General features: G+C 42.4%; 13 protein-coding genes. 8 read left to right on the top strand and 5 right to left on the bottom strand.

Going from position 1 to position 16,040, the window contains the following annotated elements; all coding sequences use genetic code 11:
• Positions 1 to 205 precede the first annotated feature (205 nt).
• Positions 206 to 889 (bottom strand): TIGR04219 family outer membrane beta-barrel protein, encoded by a 684-nt coding sequence (locus FTU71_RS13520; RefSeq protein WP_167845627.1) that lies wholly within the window; start codon positions 887 to 889, stop codon positions 206 to 208.
• 172 nt (positions 890 to 1,061) lie between these two features.
• Between FTU71_RS13520 and FTU71_RS13515 the strand changes: the two genes are divergently transcribed.
• The 3 genes from FTU71_RS13515 (at position 1,062) to FTU71_RS13505 (ending at position 4,666) form a co-directional block, all read left to right on the top strand.
• On the top strand, positions 1,062 to 2,504 hold the full coding sequence (locus FTU71_RS13515) for an aldehyde dehydrogenase family protein (RefSeq protein ID WP_180112092.1): 1,443 nt from the start codon (positions 1,062 to 1,064) through the stop codon (positions 2,502 to 2,504).
• Positions 2,505 to 3,069: 565 nt separating this feature from the next.
• On the top strand, positions 3,070 to 4,554 hold the full coding sequence (locus FTU71_RS13510) for a sodium-dependent transporter (RefSeq protein WP_104852799.1): 1,485 nt from the start codon (positions 3,070 to 3,072) through the stop codon (positions 4,552 to 4,554).
• Between the two features lies 1 nt (position 4,555).
• Complete coding sequence (locus FTU71_RS13505; protein WP_004970370.1) at positions 4,556 to 4,666, top strand: methionine/alanine import family NSS transporter small subunit; 111 nt, start codon at positions 4,556 to 4,558, stop codon at positions 4,664 to 4,666.
• Positions 4,667 to 4,968: 302 nt separating this feature from the next.
• Here FTU71_RS13505 and rsmB read toward each other — a convergent pair whose 3' ends face one another.
• The gene (gene rsmB / locus FTU71_RS13500) at positions 4,969 to 6,276 is read right to left on the bottom strand and encodes a 16S rRNA (cytosine(967)-C(5))-methyltransferase RsmB (RefSeq protein ID WP_180112091.1); all 1,308 of its coding nucleotides are present in this window, start codon (positions 6,274 to 6,276) and stop codon (positions 4,969 to 4,971) included.
• A complete protein-coding gene (gene fmt, locus FTU71_RS13495) occupies positions 6,273 to 7,235 on the bottom strand; it encodes a methionyl-tRNA formyltransferase (protein ID WP_179994460.1) in 963 nt (320 codons plus the stop codon). Before fmt ends, rsmB begins: the two co-directional genes overlap by 4 nt.
• A gap of 370 nt (positions 7,236 to 7,605) precedes the next feature.
• Between fmt and ilvD (FTU71_RS13490) the strand changes: the two genes are divergently transcribed.
• The 5 genes from ilvD (FTU71_RS13490) (at position 7,606) to FTU71_RS13470 (ending at position 13,551) form a co-directional block, all read left to right on the top strand.
• Positions 7,606 to 9,435 (top strand): dihydroxy-acid dehydratase, encoded by a 1,830-nt coding sequence (ilvD, locus tag FTU71_RS13490; RefSeq protein WP_019837334.1) that lies wholly within the window; start codon positions 7,606 to 7,608, stop codon positions 9,433 to 9,435.
• A 218-nt stretch (positions 9,436 to 9,653) separates the two neighbouring features.
• Positions 9,654 to 11,339: a dihydroxy-acid dehydratase gene (ilvD, locus tag FTU71_RS13485; RefSeq protein ID WP_180112090.1), complete on the top strand. Its 1,686-nt coding sequence runs from the start codon at positions 9,654 to 9,656 to the stop codon at positions 11,337 to 11,339.
• 118 nt (positions 11,340 to 11,457) lie between these two features.
• Complete coding sequence (locus FTU71_RS13480; protein ID WP_179990365.1) at positions 11,458 to 12,777, top strand: hypothetical protein; 1,320 nt, start codon at positions 11,458 to 11,460, stop codon at positions 12,775 to 12,777.
• Positions 12,767 to 13,015 (top strand): chorismate mutase, encoded by a 249-nt coding sequence (locus FTU71_RS13475; RefSeq protein WP_180112089.1) that lies wholly within the window; start codon positions 12,767 to 12,769, stop codon positions 13,013 to 13,015. The genes FTU71_RS13480 and FTU71_RS13475 overlap by 11 nt, the downstream gene beginning before the upstream one ends.
• 356 nt (positions 13,016 to 13,371) lie before the next feature.
• Positions 13,372 to 13,551 carry a hypothetical protein gene (locus FTU71_RS13470; protein WP_004970356.1) on the top strand — a complete coding sequence of 60 codons (180 nt, stop codon included), beginning with the start codon at positions 13,372 to 13,374 and terminating at the stop codon, positions 13,549 to 13,551.
• 279 nt (positions 13,552 to 13,830) lie between these two features.
• Here FTU71_RS13470 and FTU71_RS13465 read toward each other — a convergent pair whose 3' ends face one another.
• On the bottom strand, positions 13,831 to 15,129 hold the full coding sequence (locus FTU71_RS13465) for a solute carrier family 23 protein (RefSeq protein ID WP_004970352.1): 1,299 nt from the start codon (positions 15,127 to 15,129) through the stop codon (positions 13,831 to 13,833).
• A 258-nt stretch (positions 15,130 to 15,387) separates the two neighbouring features.
• Positions 15,388 to 15,873, bottom strand: coding sequence for a GGDEF domain-containing protein (locus FTU71_RS13460; protein ID WP_286379081.1), 486 nt, complete (start codon positions 15,871 to 15,873; stop codon positions 15,388 to 15,390).
• Between the last annotated feature and the right edge of the window lie 167 nt (positions 15,874 to 16,040).

The following is a 16,040-nucleotide window of genomic DNA, read 5'->3' as shown; positions in this document are numbered from 1 at the left end:
CTTCCCGAACTCAGAAGTGAAACCTCTTCGCGCTGATGGTAGTGTGGGGTTACCCATGTGAGAGTAAGTCATCGCCAGCTCATTATTCTAAACACCCTCAACTAGCGTTGGGGGTGTTTTTTTATGGATAAAATAAAATGTTAAGAAGAATAAAAAACCCTTAAATATAATTTAAGGGTTTTAAACTTATATGAATATCAAATACTTAGAAATGTGCTTCTAAGCCTAAATATGGACCTTTAAACTCTAATTGAGTTTCTTGGTTGGAATCTTGATTCAGTTTAATGTCTAAGATGCGATAACCCGCTTTTAAACCGACATCCACCAGAATCGCATCAATAAAGTTATACTTAATTTCTGCTTGAGCATCACGCACTTCATTGTCACTATTTTTAGCGTAATTGGCTTCAGCTTTAGCACTTAATCCTGTAAATGGTAACTTTACTGCAGCTTCAGCATACAGCATTGGCAAAGTTTCACTGACTTCCTGAGTTTGGAACAGATTAGATTTTAAATCACCCTTAATGAGTTTAGCGCCAATCCCAACATCTGCTGCAACAATATTATCTAAAATTTCATAATATAAAATGAAATCTGAATAGTCTAAATCGAGCTGATGGGTTTTTACACCTGCAACACTTTGTTCACTTTCGGCCTGTAAATTGGTGTGTTTAATTTTTGCATTGGGCAAAAATGGCACAGGATGCTCGACTGAAACGCTAAAAGGTAGGGCATAATCATCATCAAGCTCAGGTGAGAGTTGCGTTTGAGTCCAGTCTGCACTGTATTTCCAGTAATCTAGGCTGGCTTTTACACCAATGATATCGGCATGCACCGCTGAACAACTAATTAAACTGCATGCTAAAGCAAAACGTTGTAATGTAAGCATATAAACTCTAGTATTTTGTCATCATCATTTGGGATGAATGGTGTGGTGTTGTATGTTCTCGTGACAAAAAATCATGTGAAATATTGTCCAACTTAGCGCATCATACATTTTCTAGAATCAAAATTCTTGTAAAAATATAGCTTAATTCGCGCCAAAAATAGAGGATTTCAGTATGCAAAATGTCCATCCACCTGTCGATTATCCGCTCTATCTTGCCAATAAAGCCGTAGAAACAGGGAAATGGTTAGCCGTTCAGCATAAATATTCTCAAAATTTATATGCGCGTGTCGCACTTGCCGATGCGAAAAGTATTGAAAAAGCCATTCGTGCAGCCGTAAAAGCAGAAGCCGAAATGGCAAAGTTACAGCCCTTTCAAAAACAAAAAATTCTGTTGCATTGTGTGCAGCGTTTTCAAAACATGCGTGAAGAATTGGTCGAAATTTTAATTGCCGAAGGTGGAAAACCACGTTTGGCTGCGATGGCAGAAGTCGAGCGTTTAATTAATACCTTCCAAATTGCGGCAGATGCGGTGTCACAACTAGATGAAGGGCGTATTTTGCCGTTGGCAGTGACGGCTGCTGCTGCGAATTATCAAGGGATGGTTAAGCATGTACCCATTGGTGCAGTATCTTTGATTAGTCCTTTTAATTTTCCGTTGAATTTAACTGCACATAAAATTGCACCCGCGATTGCCGCAGGTTGTCCTTTTGTATTAAAACCTGCCAGTGCCACGCCTATTTCAGCATTGAAAATTGCAGAAGTGTTGGCAGAAACAGATTTACCTAAAGGTGCGTTTTCGGTATTGCCTTGTGAGCGTGAGCAAGCCGATGTTTTAGTCACGGATGACCGCTTTAAACTGCTCAGTTTTACGGGTTCAGATGTGGTGGGTTGGGATATGAAAGCCCGCGCAGGACGCAAAAAAGTAACACTAGAGTTGGGCGGCAATGCAGCGGTGATGATTGAACCCGATACTGACCTGAATGATGCATTGATTCATCGCTTAATTGGTGGAGCGTATAATCATGCTGGGCAGGTGTGTATTAGTGTGCAACGTATTTTGGTGCATGCTGACGTATATGCCGAACTGAAAAAGAAACTTGTGAGCCAGCTCAAGAAAATTAAAGCGGCAGATCCTGATTTAGACAGCACTTTAGTCGGGCCAATGATTAAGGAAGCTGAAGCGCAGCGCTTGAAAAAGTGGATTGATAAAGCGGTGAAAAAAGGTGCAAAAATATTGGCAGGTGGCGAGCTGAAAGGTGTGATGTTTGAGCCGACTTTATTGGAACAGGTCGATCCAAACTTGGAGGTTTATAAAGATGAAGTTTTTGGCCCTGTTGCCATTTTGGAAAAATATTCATCTTTTGAACAAGGAATTACACGTATTAACCAAAGCCGTTTTGGTTTACAGGCGGGTATTTATACACAAAGCTTGGAAAAAATGCTGTATGCATGGGATCAGTTACAAGTTGGTGGGGTGATTATTAATGATATTCCATCGTTCCGTGTGGACAATATGCCTTATGGTGGAGTGAAAGATTCGGGTTTAGGGCGTGAAGGGATTCAATCTGCTATTCGGGATATGCAGGAAGAGCGTTTATTGGTAATTAAGCGTTAAGTATCTGATCTAATGATGCATCGTTATAAATAAAGAGAAAGGATGAGTTAACTCTGAATTTTGAGATGATTGATTACAGTGCTGTAGTTCGGTGAATAATAGGCTACAGCGCTGCTAAAATAGATGAAAATTAAAATAACTCAAATAGCATCAAAATTTCATTCCAAATAGTTATACGATTTATAACTAAAAAATCAAGTCAAAATGGAGTGGAATTTGAACGTTTGATTAAAAAAATGCATACAAAAAGCATCTTTCTAAGCAGAATTTACAGAAAAATTGTTCAAAAATGAGTATTGTTAAGCCATACAAAAGCGCAATATTGGGCAAAGACTTTAAGCAAGATTTTCCGAATATTTCGCTGTTTGACCTTTAGAATTTGATGCTCAAAAGGTGTGACTCTAAAGCAAACACCCAGATTTTCATTTTTTGCAGGATATTTTTTGCGTGCGCTAAAGTACCGTTATATAAAGTAAATTTAAGCTAATGAAAAAGCAAGTTATTTATATAAAAGGTCAGAATTAAAAAACAAGCAGCAAAAAATAGCCTGAAGTTTAGGTGTTCTATGACAGATTCTCGTGAGAGTTGGTCCGCGCGATCAGGCTTTATTATCGCAGCCATTGGTTCTGCGGTCGGGTTGGGCAATATTTGGCGTTTCCCTTATGTTGCCTATGAAAATGGCGGCGGCGCATTTTTAATCCCTTATTTAATTGCGATCTTTGCCGCAGGTTTGCCATTGCTGTTTTTGGACTATGCAGTCGGACATAAATACCGTAAAGCACCACCAACCGCTTATAAAAAGCTCATGAACAGTGAAGCATTGGGCTGGTGGCAGGTGATGGTGACTTTGCTGATTGGTATTTATTATGCCAGCGTATTGTCTTGGGCAGGCAGTTATATGTTCTATTCCATTGGTCAGCAATGGGGAACAGACACTGAAAAATTCTTTTTCACAAGCTACTTACAAAATGGTGAAGGTTTAGCCTTTGGTTTTGTACCAACCTTATTTATTGGCTTAGTCATCGTATGGACGGTGGTGATGTTCATTTTATATGGTGGGGTGAAAAAAGGGGTTGAGCTGTCAAATAAAATTTTTATACCACTTTTGCTGATTTTGTTCTCTATTCTCGTGGTTCAAGCGTTACGTTTACCGGGTGCAGTCGATGGCTTAAATGCTTTCTTTACGCCTAACTGGGAAGCGATGGCGAACTATAAAGTATGGTTAGCTGCCTTTGGTCATATCTTCTTCTCACTTTCAGTGGGTTTCGGGATTATGTTGACCTACTCATCTTACCTAAAACGTAAAACCAACTTGACTGGTTCAGGCTTGGTGGTTGCACTTGCAAACTCATCTTTTGAAATTTTAGCGGGTATTGGTATTTTTGCTGCGCTTGGTTTCATGGCGTACAGCGCAGGTTCATCGGTAGATGAAGTGGTTTCGGGCGGTATTGGTTTAGCTTTTATTGCATTCCCGAAAATCATTTCAAGCTTGGGTGCAGGTGGCGATTTATTTGGTTTCTTATTCTTCGCCTCATTGACGGTTGCAGGGGTGACCTCAATGGTGAGTATTCTGCAAGTGCCCATTGCTGCGTTCCAAGACAAGCTGGGTTGGTCGCGTAAGCGTGCAGTAACCATTATTGCGGGTGGTTCAGCTATTGTTTCAACCATTTTATTCTCTACCCACAGCGCGATTACTTTTGTCGACATCATTGACTACTTTGCCAACAACATTGGTATTGTTGGTGGTGGTTTATTGTCGATCATTTTGGTGACTTGGTTCCGTCGTCCATTGCTCAAAGAGTTACAGCAACACGTTAACCAATACTCAAGCATTAAATTGGGTTGGGGCTGGAATTTCCTGTTAACCATCGTGACGCCGCTTTCATTGCTCGTGGCTTTAGGTTTAACCCTTAAATCTATTTTTGCAGAAGGCTATGGTGGTTATCCATTACACATTTTACTCACCGTGGGTGGTGGTACCGTGGTGCTCTTTATTATTGGCGCGGTATTGCTTAGCCGCTTAAAAGATCACGACGCAGCGGAGAAATAAGATGAATACATCTGCATTGGTGATGTTGATTATTTCAACAGTGGTACTTTGGGGTGGTTTGGTTTTGGCGATGATTCACCTGATCAAAAACCCAGATGAACTTGAAGACTAAGCATTTTACTGAACGAGTGCAATGTTGTAAGGCATTGCACAGCCTGAGCAAAAACAAGCACTGCTTTGTTTGCTGCGCAAGGCGCAGCGAAGGACAAGCATATTTTTTGCTGCTATTGCGTTATGTGCCAGTCATTTAGAATGACTAAATTTCCTGTCCCATGCCTTATATCAGCTAAAAAATATGCGTCGTCGCAAACATAGACGAAGTGTCAACAGACCCTAAATTAACCCTTGATTGATTCAAGGGTTATTTTTTTGGAAAGGCTATTAAATGAGAAGAATCGTTAAAACAGAAATAGCTTAGGCGGTTTTTTCAATACGACAATAATAAAAACCATCCCCGCGTCCTTGTTGCGGCAATAATTGGCGCCCATACAGTTGTGGAATGCCCCAATCTGCCTCAATTTTGACTTCTTTGGCATTTTGATGTTCGGAAAAGAATTGCTGCATTTGCTGTTCATTTTCGGCTTTTAAAACCGAGCAGGTAATGTAAAGCAAGGTGCCACCAACTTTGAGCTGTTGCCACATCTGCTGCAAAATCTGTTGCTGTAATGCCACCGTTTGCTGAACATCGCTAGATTGGCGCAGCAAACGAATATCTGGATGACGACGCAAGACTCCAATTGCAGAACACGGTGCATCCAATACAATACAGTCCACTGCTTCACTGGCATTCCATGTGGTTGCATCGGCAGCCAAAATTTCTACTTGCGTTTCTTGATTCAGTTGCAGACGTTCTAGGTTTTCGCTGACACGTAATAGACGTTTGGCGTCCTGATCTAAGGCTATCAATTTTTTAGGCTGAAATTTTTCGAGCAGATGCGCTGTTTTACCACCAGGTGCTGCGCAGGCATCGACCACGACTTTGCCATCTAAATTTGGCAAGAGCGTTGCACACAGTTGGGCATGTTCATCCTGTACGGAAAATATGCCTTCATCAAAACCAGGCAAGTCTGGAATGTGCACATTTTGCAGCATCACAATACCAACTTCAGACACGGTGCAAGCTTCTGCTGCAATCTCTTGTTCCTGCAAAATTTCTAAATAGTCATCACGGCTGATTTGGCGTGTATTAACCCTTAAGGTCAGGGGTGCGGTTTGCTTTAAAGTTTGCGTCAGTTGTTCTAATTGTTCAGGCCAATCTTTTTTCAGGCGTTTATACAACCAACTTGGCAAACCATGTGCCTGTGCCAAAGCTGTTTGAAACTCCGATGTTTCACGTGAAACACGACGCAGAATTGCATTTACCACACCGCTGAGTGCTTGATAGCCCAATTGTTTGGCTGCAGTTACGGTTTCTGAAATTGCGGCATGACTGGCTACACGGGTGCAAAGCACTTGATATAAGCCGACATATAAACAGGTTTCAACGGTTTCATTGTTGAGTGGTTTCACCAACAGCGGCAAAGTAATGCTTTTTAGGGCATACCATTGACGCAAGGTGCCCAAAACCAGCTCATGAAACAAGGCGCGGTCACGTTCTGCGACTTTACTTAAATGTGCAGGTAAAACACTCGCCAATGATTGCCCTTGTTGTACAGCCAATAGCGTACGGATGACTTGGGCACGCAAGTTCAAATGTGAGTTGCCTGATTCAGAATGGCTCATGCGAGAACTTGTCCTGTTTGAAGTTTTTGAGTTTGAATGATTTGCACAGGATTCAGCGGTTTAGCGCCTGGCCATTGCAACGAGCTTAAGCATACCGCTTGTTGATCGCCACAGGCGACGTGTACGCCTTGTTTGTCCAGTTTTAAAATTGTGCCTGCAGCTTTGCCTTGTGCAGATTCATCCGATAATGCTGAACCCCAAACGCGCAAGTTTTGAGTGTCATCTAAAGGGATAAACGCCACCGGCCACGGGTTAAAGGCACGGATATTACGGTCAATTTCGGCTGCAGTTTGTGACCAGTTAATTTGCGCTTCGGCTTTCGTCAGTTTGTGTGCGTAGACCGTCAAGGCTTCATCTTGCACTTCACGCGCAGCCAAATAGTCTTGCAATTTTTGCTCTGAAGCCAATACTTCAACAATCGCTTCAGCACCTTGCTGTGCCAGTTTGTCATGTAAAGTGGCAGAGGTGTCTGTGGCAGTAATTGGGCATAGGGTTTTATACATCATATCGCCCGTATCTAAGCCTGCAGCCATTTTCATAATGGTAATGCCTGTTTCGGTATCACCTGTGGCAATAGCACGCTGAATCGGCGCTGCACCACGCCAACGTGGTAGTAAAGAACCGTGAATATTCAAGCAGCCATATTTTGGAGTATCTAAAACCACTTGCGGCAAAATTAAACCATAGGCAGCAACCACCATCACATCGGCATTCAATGCAGCCAATTCTTGTTGGGCCGCCAGACCTTCTTCAGTAGATGATTTAAAATGCAAAGGTTGATAGACAGGAAGATCGTGTTGTAGTGCCAATTGCTTCACCGCAGATGCTGTGAGTTTTTGTCCGCGTCCTGCTTTACGGTCAGGCTGGGTGTAAACCGCGACAATCTCATGTTCGGTGTTCAGGAGTGCTGCCAAAGCGCTTGCAGCAAATTCAGGCGTACCTGCAAAAACGATTTTCAATGGAAATCAACCCATAGTTTTAGATGACGCGGCAATTATAACAAATTGCGGCTCAAAGGTCGGAACGGGTTGTAACAAATCCACCTTGTCGCTGTGCTATAAATTATTATGATAAAAATTAGTAATGCAAAATTTAAAAATTATTCATGAAAGTTTTGTATTGCATTCAGTATGATCAACAAGGTGCTGTGGGTTCTCGTCACTTTTTATCCATCATAAAGTTGGTAAAGCAGCAGCCTTACTACCTCAAGCTGTAGTAAAATAGAAAGACTCTTAAACTATTTTGCAGTGATACAGATCTTGCAAACAGTATTATTTCGCCAGAATGAATTTCAGATTCATTTCAGCACAACCAAGTTGGAACTTTATAATGCCTGACTATCGTTCAAAAACATCGACACACGGAAGAAATATGGCGGGTGCACGCGGCTTATGGCGTGCAACGGGTATGAAAGACGAAGATTTCGGTAAGCCGATTATTGCGGTGGTCAACTCATTTACCCAATTTGTACCTGGCCATGTGCATTTAAAAGACCTCGGTCAAATGGTGGCAGAGCAAATTCAGGCGGCAGGTGGTGTTGCCAAAGAATTTAACACCATTGCTGTAGATGACGGGATTGCCATGGGTCATGACGGCATGTTGTATTCATTGCCATCGCGTGACTTGATTGCCGACTCGGTAGAATACATGGTCAGCGCACACTGCGCCGATGCAATGGTGTGTATATCCAACTGTGACAAAATCACACCAGGGATGCTGATGGCTGCTATGCGTCTGAACATTCCAGTGGTGTTTGTGTCTGGCGGCCCAATGGAAGCAGGTAAAGTCAAAATTCGTGGCAATGAACACGCGATTGACTTGATTGACGCGATGATTGTGGCGGCAGATGACAACTATACGGATGAAGAAGTTGCTGAATATGAGCGTTCTGCATGTCCAACTTGTGGTTCATGCTCAGGGATGTTCACTGCAAACTCAATGAACTGCTTAACAGAAGCTCTAGGTTTATCTTTACCGGGCAACGGTTCAATTGTAGCAACTCACGCCAACCGTAAAAAACTGTTTGATAAAGCAGGTCAGTTGATTGTGGAATTGGCGAAACGCCATTATGAACAAGACGATTACAGCGTATTGCCACGTTCAATTGCAACCAAAGCATCTTATGAAAATGCTATGACGTTGGACATTGCCATGGGCGGTTCAACCAACACCGTACTGCACTTGTTGGCGGCTGCCAATGAGGCAGGTGTGGATTTCACCATGGATGACATTGACCGTTTATCACGTAAAGTGCCTGTACTATGTAAAGTAGCGCCTGCAAAACAAGATGTTCACATGGAAGATGTACACCGTGCGGGTGGCATTATGTCTATTTTAGGCGAGCTGGATCGCGCAGGTTTATTGGACACTTCAGTAGGCACAGTTCACGAAGCGACTTTAAAAGATGCTTTGGATAAATGGGACATCATCCGTACCGAAAATGAAGACGTTTACCAGTTCTTCCGTTCTGCACCGGGCGGCGTACCCACCCAAACAGCATTCTCACAAGACCGTTACTATTCACGTTTAGATGGTGACCGTGACAATGGTGTGATTCGTAATGCAGAACACGCTTTCTCTAAAGATGGTGGTTTGGCGGTACTTTACGGCAATATTGCTTTAGATGGCTGTATTGTAAAAACTGCAGGGGTGGATGATTCTATTTTGAAATTCAACGGCACAGCACGTGTTTTTGAAAGTCAGGATGCTGCTGTAGACGCGATTTTGGGCGGTAAAATTACAGCGGGTGATGTGGTGGTGATTCGCTACGAAGGCCCACGTGGTGGCCCAGGTATGCAAGAAATGCTCTATCCAACCAGCTATTTGAAATCGAAAGGTTTAGGCAAAGAATGTGCCTTACTGACCGATGGTCGTTTCTCGGGCGGTTCTTCAGGTCTTTCAATTGGTCACGTTTCTCCAGAAGCGGCTGAAGGTGGTGCGATTGGTCTGGTTGAAGATGGTGACCGTATCGAAATTGATATTCCAAACCGCAGCATTCACTTGGCGGTAGATGACGCAACTATGGCGGCACGTCGTGAAGCGCAAGAAGCTAAAGGCTGGCATCCTGCAGAAGAACGTCCACGTAAAATTTCTAAAGCGTTGAAAGCTTATGCCATGCATACCACCAGTGCGGCAAAAGGTGCGGTACGTGAAATCTAAGCAGTACTTGGCAATTTAAGCTGCTACAAAAAAGCACTCCAAAATTGGGGTGCTTTTTTATGTGTCTGCAATGAGCAATGTCAGTATCGCAGCAAATTTGAGCGATGAAATTAGACAGGCATTTTCGTTTACATCCTGCCTGCTTTCGATACAATGAAAAATAAAATAAATTGTCATGATGAATACGTCATTTCACCCATCTTGCTAAGGAATCAGCCATGAGTAAACAGAATATCCGCGAACATTCAGCCGAAGTCTATGAAGGCATTGAAAATGCACCTGCACGTTCCATGATGCGTGCGGTGGGTTTTAAGGATGAAGATTTTACTCGTCCATTTATTGGAATTGCATCGACTTGGGCCAATGTCACACCATGTAATATGCATATTGATGGCTTAGCGCGCGAAGCAGAAACAGGCGTGAATCAGGCGGGTGGTAAAGGCATTATTTTCAATACCATCACCATTTCAGATGGTATTTCAAACGGCACCGAAGGCATGAAATATTCATTGGTTTCACGTGAAATTATTGCCGACTCAATTGAAGCTGTGGTGGGCTGTCAGGCCTATGATGGTGTGATTGCAATTGGTGGCTGCGATAAAAACATGCCGGGCTGCATTATGGGACTGGCGCGTTTAAACCGTCCGGGCTTGTTTGTTTATGGCGGCACTATTAAACCGGGTGCAGGACATACCGATATTATTTCGGTGTTTGAAGCCGTGGGTCAGCATGCCAAAGGTGAAATTAACGAAATTCAGGTCAAACAAATTGAAGAAGTGGCTTTGCCAGGTGCAGGCTCTTGTGGTGGCATGTACACCGCCAACTCTATGGCATCGGCCATTGAAGCATTGGGCATGAGTTTGCCGGGGTCTTCAGCACAAGAAGCTGTTTCTCAAGATAAAATGGATGACTGCCAACGCGCAGGCGAAGCGGTCATGAATCTGTTACGTCTGGATATTAAACCACGTGACATTATGACCAAATCTGCCTTTGAAAATGCCATTAAAGTATTGATTGCTTTGGGTGGATCGACCAATGGTGTGTTGCATTTGATTGCCATGGCACATTCTGCAGGGGTTGAACTCACACTGGATGATTTCGTGCGTATTGGTCAGGAAACCCCAGTGGTGGCCGATGTACGTCCATCGGGCAAGTATTTAATGTCGGAGCTGATTGCCATTGGCGGCATTCAACCGTTGATGAAACGCATGCTAGATGCAGGCATGCTTGATGGTTCTTGCTTAACGGTTACAGGTAAAACTTTGGCAAAAAACTTGGCCGATGTTGCCGATTATCCTGAAGGTCAGCAAATTATTTTACCGTTTGATGCACCAATCAAAAAAGATTCGCACTTGGTGGTTTTAAAAGGCAACTTATCGCCTACGGGCGCAGTGGCAAAAATTACAGGCAAAGAAGGCTTGTATTTTGAAGGCCCTGCACGTGTCTTTGAAGGTGAAATTGGTGCGATGCGCGGTATTTTAGATGGCGAAGTGCAAGAAGGTGAAGTGGTGGTGATTCGCGGCGAAGGCCCTAAAGGCGGCCCGGGTATGCCAGAAATGCTGAAACCAACTTCTGCAATTATTGGTAAAGGTTTGGGTAATTCAGTCGCGTTAATTACCGATGGACGTTTTTCGGGTGGCAGTCACGGTTTTGTGATTGGGCATGTGACCCCAGAAGCGTATGAAGGCGGGCCAATTGGTCTGGTGAAAAATGGCGATAAAATTTCGATTAATGCCGAAACCCGTGAAATGACTTGGCATGTGTCGGAAGAGGAAATGGCAGCACGTAAAGCGGCATGGGTCAAACCAAAGCCAAACTATACCCATGGTGCATTGGCGAAATTTGCTAAATTGGCATCGGGCGCAGAAAAAGGTGCAGTGACTGATCTGAATTTAGAGGTCTAATTGATCATTTTTATATGAATTGATATAAATCCTTGTGTACTATTGAAGGACGAGCGCACATGATTTGCATGTGGCTTGTCCCCAAACCACAAGGATTTTCTTTTTAGAGGCTGATCTCATGTCACTGTTACGCCGTTGGTTCGATCCGATCAGATCGAGTTGGTTTTATCAAAAACCATCTCGGCAAGCGGTGTTGCCCACGGAACACGGACTGAGTGTGTATTTACGTCTAGATGATGTATATAGCTATTTGGCGGTACAGCAGTTGCCGCAATTAGAAGATATTCTGGCCGATGAATTAAAACCTTTAACCGTGGTGATTTCGCGGCAAAGTGGCGATGCACCGAATCAAATGTCGGCTGCAGAATGGCAAAATTATTGTATTCAAGATGCACAAATTCTTGCCAAACAACACCGTTTTAGTTTTCACGATAGCCCTGAACCACCGACTGCAGAGGCCTTAATGCAGGCAGAAGCTATTTTGCGGCATACGCCGTTACGTGGTCAGGATTTCTTGTATTTACTCGAAGATGTGTTTCACATGCTGTGGCAAAAGCAGTCGGGTAAATTACGCACTTTATATGCCATGTCCAGCCGTCATCATCAAATTCAGGATTTTCCTGAACGGGTTTTTGATGATGCACCTGTATTGGCCAGTTATTTTGAGTTTGGTGGACGTAAATATCATGCGGTCGATGATTTATTGCGTTTGACACGCCGTTTAAAACAACAAAAATTACTCACCGATAATCCTATTTTCTTGATCAATCACATTGAATGGCGAGAACATTTAATTAGTGATGCCGAAGAACTCAATGAAATTCAGGCACTCGACCCTGAACTGGATTTGTATATTGCACTGGAAGACCCGATTTCTTGGTTGTTATTGGCGTATATCAAAGAAGAATTAGCTGCCTATTACAATATCCATTTGAATGTGTATCCCTTGTCTTATCATGGACGCGACTGGTTTGACTGGAGTTTGGCAACACGTTTATCTAAACGTACTGATGTTGCGTTTACGCCGTTTTGCCGCCCGACTGAGCAGGCGACTTATCAAATGGCACAACTGTATTACAGTGCGCCTGAAGAACAGCGTGTGGATGCCATGTATCGCATTTTGCAGGCGGTATGGACGAGGGGACAGGATTTATCCTTTAAAGCGCATTTTGAGCGTATGCAGCGTGAACTGGAGTTAGATCAACTGACCACAGCCGATGTGACCGAGTTGCTCAAAGAAAACGATATGCTGTGTGAAATGAAATCTCAGCCCGATTTTCCTGTGTTGGAATTGCGCATAGATGGGCAAAGCTACGTGTTTAACAGCTTATATCGGGTGTGGATGATTGAAAGTATTTTCAGTAATGTGTTAGAAGAAAAGTATAAGAGTGAAAACGAAACCGAAACTGAAAGTGTAGCCCAAGCCCATGAACAATGAAAAAGTAAACTCATTACAACAAGCACGTGACAAAATAGACCAAATTGATGTGGCTTTAATTGAACTGATTGCATCGCGTCAGTTTTATGTCGATCAGGCCATGCGCCATAAACAGACTGTGGAAGATGTACAGTCACCGCAGCGCGTGAAAGAAGTGATTGAAAAAGTCCGTACTTTGGCTCTGCAACATGCAGTCGATCCTGACATGGTCGAGCGTTTGTATCACGATATGATTTAGCATTTTATTCAGCGTGAATTAAAAGAATTCCGTCCTTAATTGATCTATCCCTAAGTTTGGGCGATGCTTCAAACGCAGCCCAAACTTTGCGTTTTTGCGGTAAAACCGCGTATTTATATGCCATCTTGGTATTCAAAGCATAATTTTTAAAAATAATTTGCTTATTTTTTCTGCAGGTGGTTTTAAGCGCAAAGCCTTGCCTGTCTTGGCTTTGCTGGGTTTTTAAAAAGAATTGGTAAAAAAAAGAATATGATTTTATTACATTTTTTAATATTGTAAGTTTGCTTTATTTTAAAAAGTATATATATTGTATATACATCTTTTGCAAAGCAGTCTTTATTTTGGAGAGATCAGCAATGAACGAGCAAATCAAAAAAATAAAGACAGGCAAGAAAGATGGACAACTTTTAATTCGTATTAATAGTACTGAACGTGATGAATTTATTCGTTTATGTGAAGAACTTGATACTAGTGCTGCTCGTGAATTAAGAAAATTTATTCGTAGTTTTGTGAAACAACACAATGGCAACGAATAGCCTTACTAAGGAGTAATACCATGGCTAAGCAAGTTAAATCTTTGAAGCAACAAATCAAAGCACGTTTGAAAAAGATTTCAAAACATAAAGGCAAATTGAAGCAACTTAAGCAAGAGCTTAAAAAACAGAAATAAGCCAAGTAAAAGCATTATCTCTTAAAAACGGTTCATTCTAGACAGACCGTTTGAGGTAAAAAAAGACCGAACAATCACTGTTGTTCGGTCTTTTTGCATTGTTTCGGCATTTGCTTAGGTTCAAGCAAATGACCGCAAGTTCTGATTAAGAGGGATCACGCAAACTAAAGAACCAGTTCAGGAACAAGGCTGCAAAAGTTGCTGTCCCAATCCCGCCCAAGTTAAAGCTGCCCAATTGTAGTGCAAAGTCACCCGTTCCTAAAATAATGGTCACGGCAGCCACCATCAGGTTCTTGTTTTTAGAAAAATCGACCTTGTTTTCAATCCAGATTTTTGCGCCAGCAATGGTAATCAAACCAAATACCACAATCGAAGCGCCCGTTAAAATGGCGGTAGGAATGGTATGGATAATTGCCCCAAATTTTGGTGATAAGCCAAGGAAAATAGCAAAGACTCCCGCCACCACAAAAATAATCGTGGAATACACGCGGGTAACAGCCATCACCCCAATGTTTTCACCATAGGTAGTCATACCCGGTGCACCGACACCACCTGCAAGGGTTGTGGCAACACCATCTGCTACAAAGGCTTTACCAATGTGTGGATCGAGGTTTTCACCAGTCATGGCACCTACTGCTTTAATGTGTCCCAAGTTCTCTGCCACCAAAATGAAGGCAATTGGGGCAATAATCAGCATGGCATTCACATCAAATACAGGCGCATGAAAGTCTGGTACGCCAAACCAAGCGGCTTGCTGAATCGGTGCGAAGTTAATTGGCGTCCCCCAACCCATGACATTGGTGACTACAAAATAGATCAGATACGATATGAGCAAGCCAATCAGGAGCAAGAGGCGTTGCAGTAAACCTTTGGTAAATACGGCAATCATGCCCATACATAGCACAGTCACCAAGGCCATCCACATATTAAATGGATTGCCTGCAACCGCTTTGACCGTGACAGGAGCAAGGTTTAAACCAATGATCATCACCACCGCACCTGTCACCACAGGTGGCATTAATTTTTCAATCCAGCGGGTGCCAGTAGCCATCACCAAAAAGCCAATCAGGGCATATAAAATACCGCAGGCAATAATCCCGCCTGCCGCAACCCCAATATTGGCATTTAAACCGCCTGCTGCGCCTGCATAGCCTGTGGCAGCAATCACCACCCCAATAAAGGCAAAGCTTGAGCCTAAATAACTTGGAACACGCCCACCTGTCATGAAAAAGAACAGGATGGTACAAATTCCTGACATTAAAATGGCAAGGTTCGGATCAAAGCCCATTAAAAAAGGTGCAAGTACAGTGGCACCAAACATGGCAAATGCGTGTTGTATCCCCAATACAACGGTTTGTGCAGGCGGTAGATACTCATTGGTACCTACAGGACGTGCATCAATGCTGCCTTCATAAGGGCGCCATTTGGGAAACCAATTGGACATAAAGTAAGCACTCAAAAGCTAAATTGAGCACATCATACTCTTGTATTGCCTAAATTTTTTAAAAATTTTGCCAGAAAACAGATCAGCTGCTTATTTTTAGGATTAAATTTTACTATTTGATAAAATTTACATTTAATATAAATAAGTAATTTTATTTATAAATTTAAAGAATGTATTGCAGTCACTTAGTGATAGTCGCAGTTTAAAAAAAATTGTATGACCTGCGATTTTTGTTTGTATTTTATACAAAATTAATATTCATGATTCAATATCTTGCTGCACATTATTACGTCCACTTTGCTTGGCTTTATACAGCGCAGCATCAGTACGCTGAATTAATTCATGTTGATCTGCATGATAAACATATAAGGCACTTAAACCAAAACTTGCGGTAATTTGAATCTCATGTTCTGCATAGGCAATACGATGTTGTTCAATGGCAATTCTGCAGCGTTCCAGTACATTTTGGGCAATTTGCGGTGAGGTATTGGAGAAAATAATCATAAATTCTTCGCCACCAAAACGTCCGATAATATCTTCACTGCGTAGATTTTTTTGCAAAATTTTTGGAATTTGCTTGAGTACCTGATCCCCTCCATCGTGTCCATAGCGATCATTTACTTGCTTAAACCAGTCTAAATCGAGCAGGGCAAGGCAGATGTGTTCTTTGTTTTGCCCCGCCAATTGTTTTTGATTCACCAGTTGGTTGAATTTTATGCTTAAACCGCGTCGGTTGAGAGTAATTAACTATAACTAAAAATATAGACAAATATTTGCATAAGTTCTCATTTTGTCTATGTCGATTCAGTAGTGGCAAGGTGGGTATTTATTAGAGATTTAAATGATTATCTTTTGTATTTTAGGTGAGTGTCTTGGTATATTAGCATCCATATCTATTGATTATCCAATCC

Source organism: Acinetobacter sp. YH12136 (assembly GCF_013418545.1).
GTDB lineage: Bacteria > Pseudomonadota > Gammaproteobacteria > Pseudomonadales > Moraxellaceae > Acinetobacter > Acinetobacter towneri.
Note: the sequence above shows the minus strand (reverse complement) of the source record. Positions and strands in the feature narration are given on the sequence as shown.